Source organism: Vibrio sp. TRT 2004, from assembly GCF_050113735.1.
Taxonomy (GTDB): domain Bacteria; phylum Pseudomonadota; class Gammaproteobacteria; order Enterobacterales; family Vibrionaceae; genus Vibrio.
In genome coordinates, this window is record NZ_JBNJOH010000001.1 from 89,307 (window position 1) to 108,607 (window position 19,301).

General features: G+C 44.6%; 17 protein-coding genes. 11 read left to right on the plus strand and 6 right to left on the minus strand.

What is annotated here, in order from left to right; all coding sequences use genetic code 11:
- Nucleotides 1-97 precede the first annotated feature (97 nt).
- The gene (locus tag ACQEXR_RS00405) at nt 98-988 is read left to right on the plus strand and encodes a DMT family transporter (protein ID WP_427019603.1); all 891 of its coding nucleotides are present in this window, start codon (nt 98-100) and stop codon (nt 986-988) included.
- Between the two features lie 4 nt (nt 989-992).
- Here ACQEXR_RS00405 and ACQEXR_RS00410 read toward each other — a convergent pair whose 3' ends face one another.
- From ACQEXR_RS00410 to deoD, 4 genes are all read right to left on the minus strand, one after another.
- Entirely contained in the window at nt 993-2,573 is a 1,581-nt protein-coding gene (locus ACQEXR_RS00410) for a diguanylate cyclase domain-containing protein (RefSeq protein WP_426950927.1), read from the minus strand.
- A complete protein-coding gene (locus tag ACQEXR_RS00415) occupies nt 2,557-4,041 on the minus strand; it encodes a tetratricopeptide repeat protein (RefSeq protein ID WP_426950852.1) in 1,485 nt (494 codons plus the stop codon). The genes ACQEXR_RS00410 and ACQEXR_RS00415 overlap by 17 nt, the downstream gene beginning before the upstream one ends.
- Nucleotides 4,042-4,167: 126 nt before the next feature.
- The gene (locus ACQEXR_RS00420; protein WP_426950854.1) at nt 4,168-5,637 is read right to left on the minus strand and encodes a transposase; all 1,470 of its coding nucleotides are present in this window, start codon (nt 5,635-5,637) and stop codon (nt 4,168-4,170) included.
- Between the two features lie 60 nt (nt 5,638-5,697).
- Nucleotides 5,698-6,408, minus strand: a complete 711-nt coding sequence (gene deoD / locus ACQEXR_RS00425; RefSeq protein ID WP_005394915.1) for a purine-nucleoside phosphorylase — start codon at nt 6,406-6,408, stop codon at nt 5,698-5,700.
- A 351-nt stretch (nt 6,409-6,759) separates the two neighbouring features.
- Here deoD and ACQEXR_RS00430 point away from each other — a divergent pair, with 351 nt between their 5' ends.
- The 4 genes from ACQEXR_RS00430 to ACQEXR_RS00445 are packed head-to-tail and all read left to right on the plus strand — an operon-like array spanning nt 6,760 to nt 10,821.
- A complete protein-coding gene (locus ACQEXR_RS00430) occupies nt 6,760-7,710 on the plus strand; it encodes a YbgA family protein (protein WP_426950855.1) in 951 nt (316 codons plus the stop codon).
- Nucleotides 7,700-8,491, plus strand: a complete 792-nt coding sequence (locus ACQEXR_RS00435) for a MerR family transcriptional regulator (protein ID WP_426950857.1) — start codon at nt 7,700-7,702, stop codon at nt 8,489-8,491. Before ACQEXR_RS00430 ends, ACQEXR_RS00435 begins: the two co-directional genes overlap by 11 nt.
- Before the next feature lie 4 nt (nt 8,492-8,495).
- Nucleotides 8,496-9,926, plus strand: a complete 1,431-nt coding sequence (phrB, locus tag ACQEXR_RS00440) for a deoxyribodipyrimidine photo-lyase (protein ID WP_426950858.1) — start codon at nt 8,496-8,498, stop codon at nt 9,924-9,926.
- Nucleotides 9,916-10,821, plus strand: coding sequence for a L,D-transpeptidase family protein (locus ACQEXR_RS00445; protein ID WP_426950859.1), 906 nt, complete (start codon nt 9,916-9,918; stop codon nt 10,819-10,821). The genes phrB and ACQEXR_RS00445 overlap by 11 nt, the downstream gene beginning before the upstream one ends.
- A 52-nt stretch (nt 10,822-10,873) precedes the next feature.
- Here the strand turns inward: ACQEXR_RS00445 and ACQEXR_RS00450 are convergent, their stop codons facing one another.
- The gene (locus ACQEXR_RS00450) at nt 10,874-11,122 is read right to left on the minus strand and encodes an Lpp/OprI family alanine-zipper lipoprotein (RefSeq protein ID WP_006880552.1); all 249 of its coding nucleotides are present in this window, start codon (nt 11,120-11,122) and stop codon (nt 10,874-10,876) included.
- A gap of 344 nt (nt 11,123-11,466) precedes the next feature.
- Between ACQEXR_RS00450 and ACQEXR_RS00455 the strand changes: the two genes are divergently transcribed.
- Entirely contained in the window at nt 11,467-12,810 is a 1,344-nt protein-coding gene (locus ACQEXR_RS00455) for a DEAD/DEAH box helicase (RefSeq protein ID WP_138970586.1), read from the plus strand.
- 116 nt (nt 12,811-12,926) lie between these two features.
- Here the strand turns inward: ACQEXR_RS00455 and ACQEXR_RS00460 are convergent, their stop codons facing one another.
- On the minus strand, nt 12,927-14,570 hold the full coding sequence (locus ACQEXR_RS00460) for a methyl-accepting chemotaxis protein (RefSeq protein ID WP_426950860.1): 1,644 nt from the start codon (nt 14,568-14,570) through the stop codon (nt 12,927-12,929).
- 350 nt (nt 14,571-14,920) lie between these two features.
- Here ACQEXR_RS00460 and ACQEXR_RS00465 point away from each other — a divergent pair, with 350 nt between their 5' ends.
- The 5 genes from ACQEXR_RS00465 to ACQEXR_RS00485 all read left to right on the plus strand — a co-directional run bounded on the left by ACQEXR_RS00465 (nt 14,921) and on the right by ACQEXR_RS00485 (nt 19,283).
- Nucleotides 14,921-15,742 (plus strand): phosphate ABC transporter substrate-binding protein, encoded by an 822-nt coding sequence (locus ACQEXR_RS00465; protein WP_331418153.1) that lies wholly within the window; start codon nt 14,921-14,923, stop codon nt 15,740-15,742.
- A gap of 101 nt (nt 15,743-15,843) precedes the next feature.
- Nucleotides 15,844-16,773 (plus strand): phosphate ABC transporter permease subunit PstC, encoded by a 930-nt coding sequence (gene pstC / locus ACQEXR_RS00470; protein WP_426950862.1) that lies wholly within the window; start codon nt 15,844-15,846, stop codon nt 16,771-16,773.
- Nucleotides 16,774-16,823: 50 nt separating this feature from the next.
- Nucleotides 16,824-17,687, plus strand: a complete 864-nt coding sequence (gene pstA / locus ACQEXR_RS00475) for a phosphate ABC transporter permease PstA (protein WP_138970602.1) — start codon at nt 16,824-16,826, stop codon at nt 17,685-17,687.
- 51 nt (nt 17,688-17,738) lie between these two features.
- Entirely contained in the window at nt 17,739-18,488 is a 750-nt protein-coding gene (gene pstB, locus ACQEXR_RS00480; RefSeq protein WP_138970583.1) for a phosphate ABC transporter ATP-binding protein PstB, read from the plus strand.
- A gap of 246 nt (nt 18,489-18,734) precedes the next feature.
- Nucleotides 18,735-19,283, plus strand: coding sequence for a hypothetical protein (locus ACQEXR_RS00485; RefSeq protein ID WP_427019576.1), 549 nt, complete (start codon nt 18,735-18,737; stop codon nt 19,281-19,283).
- The last annotated feature ends 18 nt before the right edge of the window (nt 19,284-19,301 follow it).

Sequence of the window (19,301 nt, forward strand, 5' to 3'; positions counted from 1 at the left end):
TTGAGAAATAAAGTATAGAAATAAAAACAACAAATTAGCGATTAATTGGTTACAATTTTGTCAAAAGTTAAAAAGCAGCAACGTTATGCGAGGAATGATGGGTTTTCAGGGAGAGATTGCCGCAATTGGCGCTGCAATGGTGTGGGCGCTTGCTACTTGGATTTATAGCCAGTTTAGCCATCGTTTTTCAGCACTGCAGTTGAATATTCTAAAAGGCGTCATTGCTTCGGTTATGATGCTGGTCGTGCTGCCGTTTGACGCACAGTTTGACCAACCGATCTCTAAAGAACACTTGCTGATTTTGGCTCTATCTGGCGTGATTGGAATTGCGGTGGGCGACAGTGCGTATTTTGCCTCATTAAAGCGGATTGGTGCCAACAAAACACTCCTGCTGGAGTCATTGGCTCCGCCGCTCTCCGGTGTACTAGCCATCGTCGCTCTTGGTAGTACACTGTCATCCCAGAGTTGGCTTGGTGTTATGATCACCACTCTTGCGGTGACTTTCGTCATCTTTCAACCCACTGAAAACAGCCGCAATATGTCTTGGTCAGGCGTAGCTTTCGGTTTGTTGGCGAGTGTCTGTCAGGCGACAGGCGTGGTTATTTCTCACTATGCTCTCGTCGCCGGTGATCTTCCACCGCTACTCGGTGCATTGATCCGACTCTCTGTGGGAGTCATTGCGGTGATAGTGGTGATTCAGTTTGTTGAAAAAGCCCCTTTTCGAATGATAAAACACCACGTAAAAGAACTGACATCACAAGCATTTTTGTGGCTGCTGGGGGCGATTTTTGTTGGTACTTTCCTTGCTCTATGGTTGCAACAGGTATCACTCAAATATGCCAATCCAGCAATTGCGCAAACCTTGATTGCGACCAGCCCTTTGTTCATGCTTGTGATTTACTTTTTTAAAGGACAGCGAATCGACGCCAAAAGTGCTGTAGGCACAGTGGTCGCGGTGGGGGGGATTTCTTTGTTCTTTATTCAGTAGTTGACTACTCAGTGCAGACTTGATTGCGCCCATTTGCTTTGGCTCGATAAAGTGCTTTATCTGCTCGGTAAAATGTGCGCTGGGTGTTTTCGCCCTCGCGATGGAGCGTGATGCCAATACTTACGGTTAGTCCGCGTTCGCCAAGAATATTTTGCCAACCAAAATTGAAAATACGCTCACGGTAGTTTTCGGCATGCAATTCAGCCTGCTCGAGTGTAGAACGTTCGAGAATCACCAAGAACTCTTCTCCACCAAAACGCACACATGAAGCGCCACGAAACTTGAAATAGGTTGAAAGTTCGTGGGAGACGTTAACAATAGCTTTGTCTCCAACCAAATGGCTCAGCTCATCATTGATCGACTTAAAGTGATCGATATCGACGACCATCAAAGCAAATGGCACATCATGCAACAGCAAGTCTTTCAGTTTGACATCCAACCAACGGCGGTTGTGTAGAGAGGTCAAAGGATCGGTGAACACGTCTTGTTGAAGCTGAGCTACGGTATGCTTTTGGCTTTCTGTAGTCTCTTTCAGCTCTCGGTTCTCTTGCTCCGACAAGATCAGTTTTAATTGCAACTCAAAACGAGAAAGTCGACGTAGTTGACTGGCGCCTAACTCCCCGATTGGGATCTTCTTCATTAGATCACTCTCAATCCGGTAGGCGCTCTTTTGGTATTCTAGGGCACTTTTGAAATCATCTCTCTGCGCGCTAATTTCCGCCAGCGAGTTACATAGCTGAAGGTTGAGGATCGGAGACGCGTATTGTTTGATTCGTTTTCGGGTTGATTCTAGAACCCAATTTGCAATATGAGGTTTATTTACTTCACACAGGCAGGCAGCAAGTTCTAAACGGATCATGTTAGACAGCCAAGTCGAGTGAATGTTACCTGTCGTGTACTGTACGTTGCCAAGACAACGCATCGCTGAGTCTAGTTGTCTGCTTTGTCGATATAACTTTGCTTGGTAGAGAAGAATTTGGCCAGACAGAACTTTGTCACTGACTAGGATGCTTAACTCTTCACACTCTTTAATCAGATCGCTTGCAGCGGTGGTTCGATTGAGTTCGATATAACAGGCCAACATATAGAGTTTGTAACGCAAACGGAGCGAACGACTACTAATGGCATGGTCGATACTGTCAACTTTTTGATAATAACGCAGTGCGCGGTTGTGATCGCCATAGGCATCGCATAAGTTGCCCATACCTATGACCGCAAGAACATAAGCATCAATGAAGCCGTTATCGACCGCTATCGTCGATGAACTGCTGTATTCACCAAGAGCGCCATGGTAATCCCCATTTTCTACCAGTTTATCTGCAAGTGCGTTACGTACCTCTAAAATGAGCTCAGCGTCTTCAGGCAGAGAGAGATACCTTAACGCTTGTCTAAGTTCATCTATGCTGGCTTGCAACTGCTTCAGCTCAAAACGAAACTCAGCGCTAATGATTAAACACTGTGCTTTTTCTTGCGATGTGGTTGCTACATGTAGTCTGACATGATCCCAAAATATCAATGCCTCTTCACCGGACACGGAAGCTGCATCTAAACCGGAGTCAGATATCTTTTTAAACAATGCTTCCATCATGATCTTCCTGTTGCAGGCTGTCTTCGAGCTGCTCTAATGTGAAAGGGAAAGAGAGGATATCTTGGTATACAACCTTAGGTAAATCTTGGTTGAGCCCACGACGGTGCCATGGGTAAATTTCAATCATTTTTGCAAGGATATGGAAAACGTTAAGCGCTTCTTCACCTTTGTCGGCCAGAAGTAATCCGATGCGTTCACTGCTCAGTCGAGCCAGCAGATCTTGTTTATTACAAATCGAGTGTGTCAGTTCCGCACAGACATCAAGGCAGTTGGAGTCATGGTGTTGGATGGTAATGACGGCATGGTTCGATCGTTTCAGTTCAGTCTTGAATAGAACTAACTGCTCCCACCAATAGGTTTCCGATACCATCTGACTTAACTGTTTGTCTGGGTCAAATTCATGTTGACCACGAATTCGGTTGATCAGCTTGCGGGCGCGTTGTTCGAGCTGTCGTTTAGACGCGCGGGCTTTGTCGTTACTGACTCTTGCTGTTTGCTCGCGGAGCATAGCAATAGAGTGTTTACGATATTTTTGAAACGCTTGAAGGGCAGTTTGGTAGTCGCCCGACTCTTCAGCGACACGAGATTGTTGGAAACAGATTTGCGATAGCAACTCGCCATTGTCGAAGGAAATGGCAGACTGTTCTGCCTGTATGAGTAATTCTGCGGCTTTTTCGGGTCTTTTACGGAGAAGTTCGACTCGCGCTCGGCTAATGAATGAGTGCGCCTTCATCCAAATGAGATCGTGGCGCAGGGCGAGTTCGTGAGCTTTGCTGGTGGCTTGTTCTGCATCCTCGATGCGCTCAAGTCCTAGCAGGGCTAATCCTCTAAAATCCCACACTTCTGCTTGCCATGTTTTATCTTGATGGTCTTTTAACACTTCCATCGCACCATCGAGAACCGAGAGCATTTCTACATAGTTGTTGAGTAAATACAGATCCCAAGCGAGTAAGATTCGTGCCTTACCTTCGAGCCAGCCAATACGGCTGTTATTGGCCACCTTAACGGCTAATTCATGGGTAGATTTGGCAAGTTGGTATTCGTGGGTGATACGCCAGACATTACCAAGGCCAATCAGTGCTTCGAGTTGGATTTCTGTTTCATCAACTAGGGCAGACTGCTCTAGCGCGTTGATCCAAAATTGTTGTGCGGAGTAGTATTTGGCTTCTCCCCAGTAATGCAGGGCGTGAATGTGTAAGATTTCTGGAAGGAGGTCGTCAGTATCAAGTGCATTGAGTTTACTATGGGCGTCTTTTATGTACTTTAAGCCCTTGCGGTACTCCATTGTGCACCAAGCACAACGAGACATGATGATTAGACACTGGATTTCACCTTCAGGGAAAAGGATCTGCGATGAGCGAGCGGCGCATTGCTCAGCAATCGCCCACACTTTATCGGGTTCCGTTTCAATTCGCCCTTTGAGTTGCTCAATTTCGACTTCTAACAGTCGCTGGCTTTTATCCAATGAATCAATCCTTTACTGCATCAGTGTTCACATACTTACTGGTATTATATTAATTGCTAAAGAATGAACACTACTAAAAGTGCTAAAACAGAAACTGTTTACGGGCATTCGTCACATTACTGAGAATTATGAAAGTAGTTCGCGCAAAGTCAAAGGTGATTGAGTTAATTCTAAAGTTTGAGCGGCTGTTCTTCCTGTCTTATCCTGATAGCATAAATTATGCCATGCTCTGAATATATCAAGCATTGGCATCAGTCCACCTGGACGTAACTTGCGCCTAGGTTCATTGATAAAGCTCTCAAACAAAGTTTGAAAACGATGTTGATAAAACTCTGTTTGGCGGATTGAAGCCTTACGAAGCCACTGTTTTGGTTGGTTATTATTCCCAGCTAGGTAACAAATACCTTTAGAGGCTTGTTCGCCAGACACTATTGCCCACCTATCGCGCCACCATCCCATGTGAACAATATCGATTTTGTCGATTGGGTTTTCTTCTCGCCACGTTTTATCTTCCTCAACGTACATAAGGTCGATATTTTGACGCTGTATTCTCGGCAGGCAAACACTCAAGGCCGCAGAACGTAGTACCGGATCTTGTGGCAAATATATGGAAACTTGACGCTCACTGTGACACATATCCATCACGTGCAGAAAATGCGCGTAGGAAGTATAGGGTGGACGAATCAACGCACCCTTCGACGGGTAGTTAAATACCGTAAGATTTCCCATTGGATCTTCAACGTTACCGCGAGCCAAAATGGTTTGATATTGCTGATCAATGCGCTCCCTTAAAAACGGTGAAGGGGTTGGCGCTGGCATATTGGCTTCGGATGAATGTTCACGTGAAACGAATCGTGCCGGAAACTGATACGGATCGTGATCGACACTTCCACTAGGTTCTTCGTCAGCAGAATAATTGACGTGTTGACATAAGATGTAACCACTGTGCGCTTCACCAGTCGCTATCCACAAAACGCCATTATTGCTTTTGGGCTGGAGAGACACGTAATGAGAGGCAAGCTGATAGTCTTGAGCGTGGTTTACCCAACGGGCGTCAAACATGGCCAGTTTTCTACGACAACGACTTGCGATGTGATCGAGGTGATCGTAAAACGTCTTTGGATTGATCTCTAACTTGCGGCATATTTCGCGTACGGAATAGCCCATAAAGAGCAAACCAAGTAGGTTTTCTTGGAAGTGCAGTTTTTTATTGGCACCTGACCATTTATCGACAAACGTCGACTGACATGACTTACAACGGTAACGCTGACGGTCACCGCTATAGCCAAAGGCATGGTATAGATGTTTATGGGTGTGGACAGAAAGTCCGAAGTTTTGACAGTCGTCATTACGACAGGCGGGTAGGCCGTCGCTGTGGAGATGTCTAAGGCGGTGAAGTTCATTTAAAACTTCACGGTTATTAAGTAAGGGGGGGAAAGCACCACACTCCCGACATACCATCGCAGGTCGCTTAGGGTTAGCATGCTGCACAACGTAACGATGCGCTTCACTCAATCCAAAGTTGTCACACGCCAATGTTTTACAAAAGTTGAGCTGTAACCCGTCTGCTTCCTGTGGCAGTTTGCCAGTAGTCACTATCTCCCCCTCGGGATATTCAGGCCACCAAAGACAACTTTGGCGGCAATAAGAATAGAATTAGATGTTGATCGCTGTTTCTAGAGCCACTTTCATCATGTCGTTGAATGACTTCTGACGCTCTTCTGAACTTAGCTTCTCACCACGGATGATGTGGTCAGATACGGTTAGGATAGTTAGTGCTTTCGCCCCTAAGTCTGCAGCAACACCGTAGATACCTGCTGCTTCCATATCAACACCTAGAATGCCTAGCTTTTCCATCTTCTCGAAGATGTCCGCTTCTGGTGTGTAGAATAGGTCTGCAGAGAATACGTTACCTACTTTTACAGGAACTTGTTGAGCACGCGCTTGGTTCACCGCTTCTTCAAGTAGACCGTAGTCAGCAATCGCCGCGAAATCATGGTTGTTGAAACGAATGCGGTTAACTTTAGAGTCAGTAGAAGCACCCATACCGATCACAACGTCCATTAGGTTTACGTCGTCACGTACCGCGCCACAGCTACCTACACGAATTACGTTCTTCACGCCGTACTCAGCGATAAGTTCGTGCACGTAGATACAGCAAGAAGGGATACCCATACCGTGGCCCATAACCGATACTTTTTTACCTTTGTAAGTACCAGTAAAACCAAACATATTACGAACGTCACAAACTTGCTTGACATCTTCTAGGAAAGTTTCAGCGATGTACTTAGCGCGAAGCGGGTCGCCTGGCATAAGTACTGTTTCTGCGAAATCACCAGGTTGAGCGTTAATGTGTGGGGTTGCCATAGTTATTACTCCAAATTTATTAGTCAATCACGGTGTTGATTACTAATTGTGTTGATTTTGAAAAATCTGTTGAGGCAATACTAGCTATATCTGCCAATACTCCATGAGAAGTATGTCACAAAAGAGCGGCTATGTGTGTCAAATGTGCCTATTGATAACCAAATGTGTTGAAACTGGTAAAGCAATCGATTCGGAAAAACGTTTGCTTTATGTGGTGAACCAAATAAGCAATTTTTTCGTACCATTTCCCATGATTGTACAAACACTATTTTTGTACAGTTGAAGAAAATTATGCTAAAACTTGTACAGGATTTTTACTTGTATAGCCACAAAGTTCGTAAGGAGCTCGCTATGGAACAGAAGATTAAGATTGGCATCAGTGCTTGTGTATTGGGCGAACGAGTGCGATTCGACTCCGGCCATAAAGTCAGTAAGTTTGTGACCAAAGAGCTCGCGCCTTATTTTGATTTTGTATCCGTCTGCCCTGAGGTGGGAGCCGGGATGCCAGTACCAAGACCGACGATTCGCTTAATTTCGAATGAAGAGCGAATTGCTTTGGTCGAAACGAAGGATCCAAGCAAGGAACATACTCAACAAATGCTCGACTTTTCCAAAGCAAAAGTAGAGGCGCTAGCGAGTGAGCAGTTATGCGGCTATATCGTCTGTGCTAAATCACCAACTTGTGGCATGGAAAGAGTCAAAGTCTACAAAAATGGTGGGGCTGAAAACATTGGTGTTGGGCTTTATACCAGAGAGTTAATGGAACGAATGCCATGGCTACCGGTAGAAGAAGACGGTCGCCTCAATGATCCTGTGCTCAAAGAGAACTTTGTAACTAGGGTCTACACCTTACAAGATTTCTATCAGTCTATGGGTGATGAACCGACAAGAGGGAAAATCGTCGCATTCCACTCTAGATATAAGTTGGTACTGATGGCACACCATCCTCAGTCCTATAAAAAATTAGGCAGCTTAGTCGCCAATATAAAAGAGTATCGGCTTGATGAGTTTTACTCTCTCTATCGTGAAGGGCTAATGAAAGCGATGTCGTACCGAGCGAGCAGAAAGAATAACACCAATGTTCTTCTCCATATTCAGGGCTACTTTAAACGTCAATTAGGTAAAGCCGAGAAACAAGAGCTGCGTCAGACCATCGATGATTATCGTGTCGGTTTACTCCCTTTGCTTGCCCCCCTAACTCTGCTTAAACATTACTTGTCGGCGCATCCTGATCAGTACCTTTCTCAGCAGGTGTTCTTCCAACCCCATCCTCAGGAGTTACGTTTAAGATATGGATTGTGAACAAAAGCAGTATGCAATTAGAGAAGTGTCTCAACTGACTGGTGTAAAGCCCGTGACATTGCGGGCTTGGCAACGGCGCTACAATTTAATTCAGCCACACCGTACGGAAAAAGGTCACCGAATCTATACTGAGCAGCACATAGCGCTTATTGGGGAGATACAGAGTTGGCTGAGTAAAGGAGTCTCTATCGGTAAGGTCAAACAGGTTTTAGATCTGAATGACGCCGGCGAGGCAAATGAGCTGACCGTTGTCAATCATTTGGATGAGGTACCGTTGTTGTTAGAGGCTTTAGCTAAGCTCAGCAAAAACAAAGCGGACTCCATCATTGCCACAGTGCTGAAAGAGTACCCGATTGATATTGTAGAGCGGCAGTTCATTCAGCCCACTGAAAAAGCGCTTTCCGTGGTTCGGTTCGGTTTACGATCACTCCAAACTGGGATGATGAGAACCTTATTAGTTGCACGGCTTAACGAGATTTTAGAAGCAGAAAACAAAGTATCTAGCTCTAAACGTTGCTTACTTATTTGTTATGAAAGCACCAACGATATCGAGTCTCGCTTGTGGGCATTAACGCTTTCTCAGTCAGGTCTGCATGTCGTTATTGTCGATGGTGTCGATGACTTGTCGGGATTAGTAGAACACCCTGACTTAGATGTTTATGACACATTGGCGATTTTTAGTGGACGTCCAGTTACCGTAGCCCAGCAATCTCATATTGAGAGAATTAAGCTCAGTTTTAGCGGCAACCTGGTGCTATCCGATATGGTAGAAAGCGAGTAAAACGATGAAGTTAGTATGGCTACGTAGAGACCTGCGTGTCGAAGATAACCGCGCCTTGAACTTAGCATTAGCATCAGGCCAACCTGTCGCAGCCATTTATGTTGCAACTCCTAAGACTTGGCAGCGTCACGGCTTGGCACCTATTCAGGCAGACTTGATCTTTCGTCGCTTATGCGAATTGCGCAATGATCTTGATTTACTCAATGTCCCTCTATTCTATGTGCAAGTAGAGACGTTTACACAGGCGGCAGAGAGAGTGGCTGATTTGGCACAAGCTAACTCAGTGAGCGGCGTTTTCTACAATAAGGAGTATGAAGTTGACGAGCGAAATCGCGATTCATATTTAGAACAGCAACTGAGCGATTCAGATATCGAAGTGATAGGGGTCGATGACAAGTGTGCGTTGAGACCGGGCAGTGTGCTCAATAAACAAGGGGACTACTTCAAGGTTTTTACCCCGTTTAAACGCGCATATCTTACCAAATTGTACCAACAGCCTATTAGCGTACTGAAAGCAAAGCCTGTCGACTGCAAAGCTGAGCTTCAATCCATAGATGGCATAGAACGGTTTTCGTCGGCTTGTGCGCTAGATTACCCTCGCGTGTGCAGTGCAAGTTACTCTGTCGAAACCAATGCTATCATTGGTCAACTTCGACGTTTTGTTTTTGAACGTTGTGATCAGTATGATCAGCAAAGGGATATTCCATCGATCAACGGCACCAGTATGCTATCTCCCTATTTAGCTATAGGGGCCTTATCGATACGTCAGTGCATGGCCCGTCTCCATGATAGTCAGACATTACCACTTACCGCAGGAAGAGAAGTTTGGCTAACTGAATTAGTCTGGCGCGACTTTTATCAGCACTTGATCTACTTTGAAGATAAGTTGAGTAAAGGCAAGAGCTTTGTTGAATGGGGAGATTCACTTACTTGGCGAGATTCAGCCAGCGCAGTGATAGCTTGGCAAACAGGACACACAGGCTATCCCATTGTTGATGCAGCAATGAGGCAGCTAAACCAGACTGGCTGGATGCATAATCGATTAAGAATGATTGTGGCCAGTTTTTTAGTCAAAGACCTGCATCTAGATTGGCGTGTCGGCGAACGATACTTTATCTCGCATCTCATCGACGGTGACTATGCGGCCAATAATGGTGGCTGGCAGTGGTGCGCTTCTACCGGTTGTGACGGCCAACCCTATTTCAGGATCTTTAACCCCATTTCTCAGGGAGAGAAATTCGACCCTCAAGGTGACTTTGTTTACCAATGGATTCCTGAGCTAGCCAAAGTACCTCGCCAGTTTATCCATCAACCCTGGAAGTGGAGTAAAGCAAAGGAATTGTCATATCCGTCACCAATAGTTGATCATAAGACCGAAAGAGAGATAACCTTAACCCTTTATAAAGATGCTAAGGACAATGTGAATGGTACGTAAGTTTATCGCGTTCTTTTGTTGTATAAGTTCGCCTTTATTTGCGGCTACTTACGACTTGCCTGCCAAAGAAAGCAGTATAGTAGGCAGAACTCAATATCATAAGGTGCAAGAAGGTGACACATTGGCGAATATCGCCAAGCAATACGATGTTGGTTTTCTCTCTCTTATGGCTGCAAATAAGGGGGTAGATCCCTTTCTTCCCACTGTAGACTACGTATTGACTATTCCGACCCAAATCATTTTGCCTAATGTTGAACGTCAGGGAATCGTGATCAACTTAGCTGAGTTACGACTCTACTATTTTGAACCTGAGATCAATAAGGTACATATTTTCCCTGTCGGCATTGGACGTATAGGGCGTGATACTCCAGAAATGGAGACTAAAATCAGCCAGAAACGTCCAAATCCTACGTGGACTCCACCAGCATCGATTCGAAAAGAGTATCTTGCCAAAGGCATCGAGCTACCAGCGGTTGTACCGGCCGGTCCTGAAAACCCACTAGGAGAATACGCGTTACGCTTGGCGTACGGCGCTGGAGACTATCTAATTCATGGGACCAACAAAGATTTTGGTATCGGACTTAGAGTCAGTTCAGGTTGTATTCGCATGGATCCGAAAGATATCGAGTGGTTGTTTTCACAGGTTCAGTTAGGGGAGAAGGTACGTGTGATCAATGAACCTATCAAGGTGGCATTAGAGCCAGATCGAAGTGTCTTTCTCGAAGCTCATGAGCCTTTGACTCGTAGTGATGGCATCAAGAAACCTTTAATCATGCCGCAAGAACTGACATGGTGGTTGGAAGAATTTGACCAGTCGGATGTTAAGGCTCGAGCCGCAATCCTTGCTCAAAACGGTGTTCCCGTCGAAATCGTCGCACCAAGCTTTATCAACTAAAGAACAAAAAAGAAAGGGTCTGCATGCAGACCCTTTCTTTTAAAAGACGTAATTACTTAGTGTAAGACTGAGCAATGTTGTCGATACGCTCATTTGCACGAGCTGCTTCTTCTTGAGCTGCCATAGCCGCATCACCAGACTTACGAACTTCTGATTGAAGAGCTTGAACGTCTTGGCTTAGCTGGCTTACTTGATTGCTCAGTTCATCCATTTTCGCAGTAGTAGCTTCGTCTGGACCAGACGCACAACCAGCTAGTAGAAGCACAGAAGATGCTGCAGCTGCGATCAACATTTTGTTCATAAGTGAACTCCTTGCATGTATAAGTATCAATAAAATGTCCTATACCTTTTTGTGTATAGTAACGTCAATTAGTGTAGCCCTAATCTTACGCTTCCAAAAGTCAGAAAAAGTCAAAAAAACCCAAGATTTTAGGTAATTATCGAATTAGTTGACCCACGTCTCATTGGTGAGAGCAATGAATGTAAGGCAATAAAAGTGATACTTTTATCGCATTAGTGACATTCGATATTATTTTATGTGATCTCTATCCTCCTTGAGCGAATCCAGTTATCATAGCCTGTTTTTATTAATTCCCGTGTTGTAAGGCTCCATCATAAGCTTCGCCTGCGACACTTAATGATCAAATGGAGAATACTTTGCAATTTAAAGATTTAGGTTTAGACAATCGCTTACTCAAGAACTTAAAGCATTTTGACTTTAAGAAGGCGACAGAAATACAGCAACAAGCGATCCCGGTCGCGATTGCAGGTAAAGATCTGTTGGCTTCTTCGAAAACGGGTTCTGGTAAGACGTTGGCTTTTGTTTTGCCTATGTTGCACAAGTCATTAAAAAACAAAGCATTCTCTGCAAAAGATCCTCGCGCATTGATTCTTGCACCAACGCGTGAGTTGGCAAAACAGGTTTACGGCGAACTACGTTCTATGCTGGGTGGCCTGACGTACGACGCGACTCTGATTGTTGGTGGTGAGAACTTTAATGATCAGGTGAAAGCACTACGCCGCTACCCTAAGTTCATTGTTGCGACGCCAGGGCGTTTAGCCGACCACTTAGAACATCGTTCACTGTTCTTAGATGGACTTGAAACACTTGTTCTTGATGAAGCAGACCGCATGCTTGACTTGGGCTTTGCTCCTGAACTGCGCCGTATTCACCTTGCTGCTAAGCATCGCCGTCGTCAAACTCTCATGTTCTCTGCCACACTTGATCATGCTGAAGTGAATGACATCGCTTTCGAAATGCTTGATGCGCCAAAACGTATTGCGATTGGTGCAGGTAGCGCAGAGCACACAGATATCACTCAGAAGTTTTACTTGTGTGATCACTTAGATCATAAAGAAGCGATTTTAGAACGTATCTTAGAGCAAGAGAACTACAAGCAGCTGATTATCTTTACGGCGACCCGTGCCGATACGGAAAGACTGACCGCCAAGCTGAATGAGAAAAAGCTGAAAGCGATTGCGCTTAGCGGTGGCTTAACTCAGACTCAGCGCAATACGATTATGAGTCAGTTTGAACGTGCTGTGTTTAAGATTCTTGTCACAACCGATATTGCTTCTCGCGGTTTGGATATTGCTAGCGTTACGCACGTGGTTAACTTTGATATGCCGAAACATACTGAAGAATATGTTCACCGAGTCGGTCGTACTGGTCGAGCAGGTAATAAAGGTGACGCAGTTTCTTTGGTTGGGCCAAAAGACTGGGATAGCTTTAAGCGTGTAGAGGCGTTTTTACAGCAAGATTTAGCATTCTCTGAGCTTGAAGGGCTGAAAGGTAAATTTAAAGGCTTACGTCCTAATAAACCCGATTATCGTGGTAAAGGTAAGTCTGCGAAGAAAGCGGCACCACAAGCTAAGAAAGCAGCCAAGAAACCCGTTAAACGCGATAAGAGTTTCCATCAGAATGTTGCTGTGGGTGATACGGTATTCATTCCGAAAAAGAAAGTCGCACCGAAAACAGACGACGAATAAGCCGTCAGATAACAAGATAATGTCACGAAAAAGGGTTGCTGTAATGGCAACCCTTTTTGATTGTTCACCACCCATTCTTTGGCGGGGATTATCACTGCGCTAGGGCAGTGTACTCGTTAGACTTTAAAGAAACCAAGTTGTTGCTTTTGGTTTTCTGCAAGGGTTGAGAGTTCTTGGCTCGCCGCCGCAGACTGAGTAATACCTGTCACGTTTTGGCTTACTAATTCATAGATGTTGCCAAGATTTGTATTGATGTCAGCAGTGACTTGACCTTGCTCTTCGGAGGCGACAGCCACTTGTGCGTTTAACGTGGTGAGTTCAGAGATAGACGCACTAATGTTGTGCAATGCACTACGAACTTGCTCAGCTTGTTGTTGATTCTGTGCAAGCAGATCCAAGCTTGAACTCATGCTGTCGTTTGCAGTACCTGATTGTGTTTGCAGCTCTTCAATGATGGTCTGAATCTCTTTCGTCGATTCTTGAGTACGTGCGGCTAGCATACGAACTTCGTCAGCGACTACGGCAAATCCACGCCCACTCTCGCCCGCACGCGCGGCTTCGATTGCGGCGTTAAGAGCCAGCAAGTTGGTTTGCTCAGAAATGCTTTCAATCACTTCAATGACTTTGCCAATTTGCTCAGACTGTTCTTTAAGATTAGTGACTACGTTTGCAGCTTGGGCCAGTTGGTCAGCCATCTTGATGCTTGCACGAGTGTTTTGCTCAAAAATCTCTAGACTTTCGCGAGCAAGTTTATTTGCACTGCTTGAGGCTGCATCTGCTAGGTTAGCATTTTGTGTTACTTCCGAAGCGGTGGTTTCCATTTGGTTGATAGCCGAAGCGACTTGCTCAACTTCATTCTTTTCTTGATCTGAGTTCACGCTTGATTGAGTCATTACCGCTGCGAGTTCCGTTGACGCAGAAGCCACATCGACACTGATTCTAACCAGTGAGTCTACCGTTGTTTTCAGTTGAACAACGGTCGCGTTAAAGTCGCGCGACAGTGCAGTAATTTCATTGTTGCCTTCTTCAGCTACAGTGATACGTAAATTGCCTTCAGCGAGCTCTTTCATTGCTTTCTGAAGTTGCTTAATTGGTGTCACGATGACGCCAGCAAGTAGCCAACTGATTGCACACGCGGCCAATAGAACAATAGCCAATCCTACCACCGAATTGAACATGACGCCTGAGTGAATTTCTTCATTCTGTTCCACTTCAGCGAGAGCAATCTGGTTTAGTTTTTTCGATAGACTGTCGATAGCGTCTACCATCTGTTTACCTTTATCACGGTAAATGCCAGAAGCTTGATTGTACTGGTTATCAAAATCACTTGAGGTCACAGATTGACCGTGTTTTTTGTTGAGTAACGGAATCATCGTTTCTATCGAATAGCTAACGTAATCCTCGATAGCGAGTTCCATTTGCTCGATCTCACGCTGGAGACCGTCTATATCACGCAAATTATCGAGTAGGCGCAGATTCTCTGTCTGTTTCGTACGAAGCGTGACTTGTAATTGCGCAACATCTTCCGCGCGGAACAGGCTGTAGATAGCCTTAATGCGCATTCCGTAGGTATTATCAATAATCTTAGTCAGCTCATCTTTGTGCTGAATAACATCATGGGTAGAAACGGTCACTTGGTTAAAGGCATTCTTCAGGGTAGAAGTGCTGTAGCTGATGCCTGCAATAAGGAGCAGTATTGTAAATACTACAGGCACAACAACTTGCAGCTTGATAGATAAGCCACTTAATAACTGGCGCATGAATAGTCCTCTTCTGATAAAAGATATTATTATATTTATTTGATAATCATTCTAATTTGCATTATCGATAATGCAATCAATAATTCGCGCTATTGTAAAACACTGCACGGTGCAGGGTCACTAAGGAATTAGATTATTTAACATAGTCTTACAGGGTGTTGCTTGGTTTGTGTGAGAGGGTACTTATGTTTGGTTAACCTAGGGTTACAATTTTATTTTGAGTATTGAAAGATTTTTACCTTTGTCATAGAGGCTTCAACTAAGTGAAACACAACTGTCATATTTGAGTCCTAAAGTGGGCAGCGTTCAAGTTAAACACAACGGCAATAACGCCACTTAAGGATAATGTGATGAAAAAGACAGTAATCGGTGCAATCGCACTTCTAGGCGCAATGGCAGTGACTTCAGTTTCTGCTAAGGAAACGATCTCTGCTGTAGGTTCTAGCAGCGTAACTCCACTGATGGAAGTTTTCTCTGAAACATACATGAAAACAAACCCAAACATCTTTATTGAAGTACAAGGACCTGGTTCTTCTGCGGGTGTTAAAGCGGCCAAAAATGGCAGCGCGGATTTAGGCATGTCTTCGCGTAACCTAAAAGATTCTGAAAAAGAGCCTGCTCTTAAAGAACTAACAATCGCGCTAGACGGCATCGCAGTTGTCGTTAACCCAAAGAATGGTTTAGAAATGTTAACTGGCGAACAAGTAACGGCTATTTATAAAGGCGAAATCACTAACTGGAAAGATGTTGGTGGTGCAGATAAGCCAATCGTCGCGATCACTCGTGATACAGCGTCTGGCACACGTGGTGCTTTCGAAGACATCATGCAACTTAAGAAGAAAGTTTCTGGCAAGAGTGTTTCTGCAATCTCTCAGCGTGCACAAGTGGCAAATGGTAACGGTGCACTAAAAACAATGGTTGCTTCAAACCCTTACGCGATTGGTTATATTTCTTTGGGCACAGTAGATAACACAGTCAATGCACTCTCAATCGATGGTGTACCGGCAAATGTGGACAATGTTAAGAACGGATCTTATAAAGTTGCACGCCCATTCCTAGTTCTTTACAAAGAAGGTAAACCATCAGCAGAAACTCAAAAGTTCCTAGATTGGATGGTGACGCCTGAAGCACAAAATCTAGTAGGCAAAAAAGGCTACATCTCAGTTAACTAATCTCAGTTGGCCCCCTTAACTTTGCTCAGCCCACTTCTTCGGGCTGAGCGTTTTCAATCCATTTCGACTCTGCTTTGCAGCTCGAACTGCGAGATTTTCATATGACCATCGCAAATAGTGAAAAGCTTATGAATACTGAATTGACTCAATTGAATAAGCCAGGTCTGCGCGCTAAAAAGCGTGTGGATTGGAAAGAACGAATTTTCCACGGACTATTTCTTACCAGTGCGGTTATCGGTATTGTCTCTCTAGCGGTTATCGCTTACTTCATCGTTAAAGAAAGTATCCCAGCGTTCCAAGAAGCGGGTGTTTCTGGCATCGTGCTTGGACAAGATTGGTTACCACCTGCACTGTATGGTGTGGCAACCATGATTGTCGCCTCTGTGGTTTCTACCTTAGGTGCGGTTGTGGTAGGGGTTCCTATCGGTGTTTTAACGGCAATCTATATTGCTGAAATCGCACCAAAGCGTGTGGCGGATATTATTCGCCCTGCGGTAGAGCTACTCGCGGGCATCCCTTCTGTGGTTTATGGTTTCTTTGGTTTGGTCATCATCGTTCCGCTGATTCAAGAAATCTTTGATGTGCCTGCGGGTAACACGATTTTGGCGGGTATTATCGTACTTGGTGTGATGATTCTTCCTACAGTTATCACCGTATCTGAAACGTCCATTCGTGCGGTTCCACGTACCTACAAAGAAGGCTCATTAGCACTTGGTGCCTCGAAAATATTTACTATTTTCAAACTGCTAGTTCCAGCTGCGCGTAGCGGTATTATGACAGGTGTGATATTAGGTATCGGCCGAGCGTTAGGTGAAACAATGGCGATCATTATGGTGATGGGTAACGCCCCTGCGATGCCAGAAGGTATCCTCGATTCAGCACGTACACTGACTGCTAATATTGCAATCGAAATGTCTTACGCAAGTGGTGTTCACGCCAACGCTCTATACGCTACAGGTGTTGTTCTACTGGTATTTATTATGTCTCTTAATGCCGTTCTGCTGTACCTGAACCGTGAGAAGGCGAGGTAATAATCATGTCTGCTATTAAATCATCACCTAATCAGTCAAAGGTCTCGCAAATGGACACTGCAAAGCTGAAAAAGGCGCGTCAGACAAAAGATAATATCTTGAATGCTTTTGTTTGGGCTTCTGCCGCACTTACCGTTGGATTCCTGTTTTGGATTATTTGGTACATTCTGTCGAACGGGCTAAAGCACGTAGATTGGGCATTCATTACCGATAGCTACACCGCAACGGGTGAGGAGAAAGGTATTTTTCCTATGATTGTGTCGACCATATATATGGTTATCGCATCGATCGCTGTAGCTGCACCACTTGGCATTATGACGGCAATCTACCTAACTGAGTATGCCAAAGTCGGAAGTCGTCTAGTCAAAGTAATTCGTTTCTGTACCGAGTCATTAGCAGGTATTCCATCGATCATCTTTGGTCTATTTGGTATGACATTCTTTGTGGCGATCCTTGGCTTGGGTTTCTCGATTCTATCGGGTGCTTTGACTCTAAGTATTCTTATTCTTCCGGTGATTATCCGTACGACGGAAGAAGCACTCATGGCAGTGCCTCAAACTTATCGTGAAGGTTCTTATGCATTGGGATCTTCGAAAATTTACACTATTTGGCGTCTTATCTTACCAAGTGCGACACCAGGTATCTTAACTTCGGTCATTCTGAGTATTGGTCGTGTAATTGGTGAATCTGCGCCTGTTTTCTTAACCGCAGGTATGGTTGCGCGAATCCCTGATTCTTTACTGGATTCGGGACGCACGCTGACGGTTCACCTTTATAAGCTAACTACCGAGCTGTTCACTATTGATGAGTGGAATCAGGCATACGGTACAGCGACAGTGCTGATTGTTGTGGTCTTACTGATCAATACGGCAACGAAATTTATTGCGAGCTACTTTAATAAAGCGACGTACTAACCCTTTCAGCACAAGTTAAACACGAATTACAGAATTTAAGAGATTAAGAAAATGAACAAATTTAATATTGAAAACCTAGATCTTTTTTATGGTGAAAACCAAGCCCTGAAATCGATTAACTTACCTGTACCAGAACGTCAGGTAACGGCGCTGATTGGCCCTTCTGGCTGTGGTAAGTCAACATTATTACGCTGCCTTAACCGTATGAACGATCTGATTGAAGGGGTTAAGATTACCGGTCGTCTAGAGATGGATGGCGACGATATCTACGGTAATATCGATGTTGCAGACCTACGTATAAAAGTAGGAATGGTGTTCCAAAAGCCAAACCCATTCCCAATGAGCATCTACGAAAATGTCGCTTATGGCTTACGTGCTCAGGGGATTAAAGACAAAAAGCATATTGATGAAGTGGTCGAACGTTCATTGCGCGGCGCGGCGTTGTGGGATGAAGTGAAAGATCGTCTTAAGTCCCATGCGTTTGGCTTGTCTGGTGGTCAGCAGCAACGTCTTTGTATCGCACGTACCATTGCGATGGAACCTGATGTTATTCTGATGGATGAACCTACTTCAGCCTTAGACCCAATCGCGACGCACAAAATAGAAGAGTTGATGGAAGAGCTGAAAAAGAACTACACCATTGTCATCGTGACTCACTCAATGCAACAAGCGCGTCGAATCTCAGATCGCACGGCCTTCTTCCTCATGGGTGAACTTGTAGAACACAATGATACGCAGATTATTTTCAGTGAGCCAAAAGACGACCGCACAAGAGGTTATGTCAATGGTGACTTCGGCTAACCAGTTACTGGCACAAAAATTATAACTATAAGCGATGGAACTTTGCCCCTCATTTGAGGGGCTTTTTTATGTCTTTAAGAAAGAAATGGCTGTTTCACATGTGTCTCACCTGTCTCACTACACTGTCTCATGTGAGACTGATATATCTAACTTTTTATCATAAGGTGTTGATTTTTAGTTGTTTATTTTTTGGCATGAGCGTTGCTCTACCTAATGTGAATCCGAATTGGCTTCAGGTTAGGGATAATGCAAAAAGTAATTCTGATAATAACAAGTTTATTTAGCCTTCAACTCTCAGCACAAGAGTTAGTCACTTTAGGTCCGTCTACGTTTCAAGGGGCGGAAGGGGCTATTACCGTCAATATCGCTGCTGGTGAGCACAATGTTCAAAGCAGTAACTTTGTCTACTCAGCTCAGGGTGACTATGAGTTAACTATCATCTCTTCAACACAAAGTTCAAAGATCGCTTCTTCTGCTTCGGCGTCTATTGAATCAGCTGCATTCGATAGTGCTGGTGGCTATATCAGTGCCAACCTAGCGGCTGGTAACAGTAATCAACAGCACAACATCATCATTTTCGCCCCTAGTTCTGAAGTGAGCTGGGAAGTGGCTGATCTCAGCTCTCAGTCAGCAGCGATCTCTGATAGAGGATATTCAGTGAAAGGTGATGACCTTTCAGTCGACATCGCTCCACTTGCTCTAAACGGAGCTAGCGGAGTTATTCAAATGAGCCAAATCGCCGGTAGTGGCAATACCGTGCGCAATACATTCCAAATGCCAACAACCATAAATTAATCTCAATGAAATGAGGAA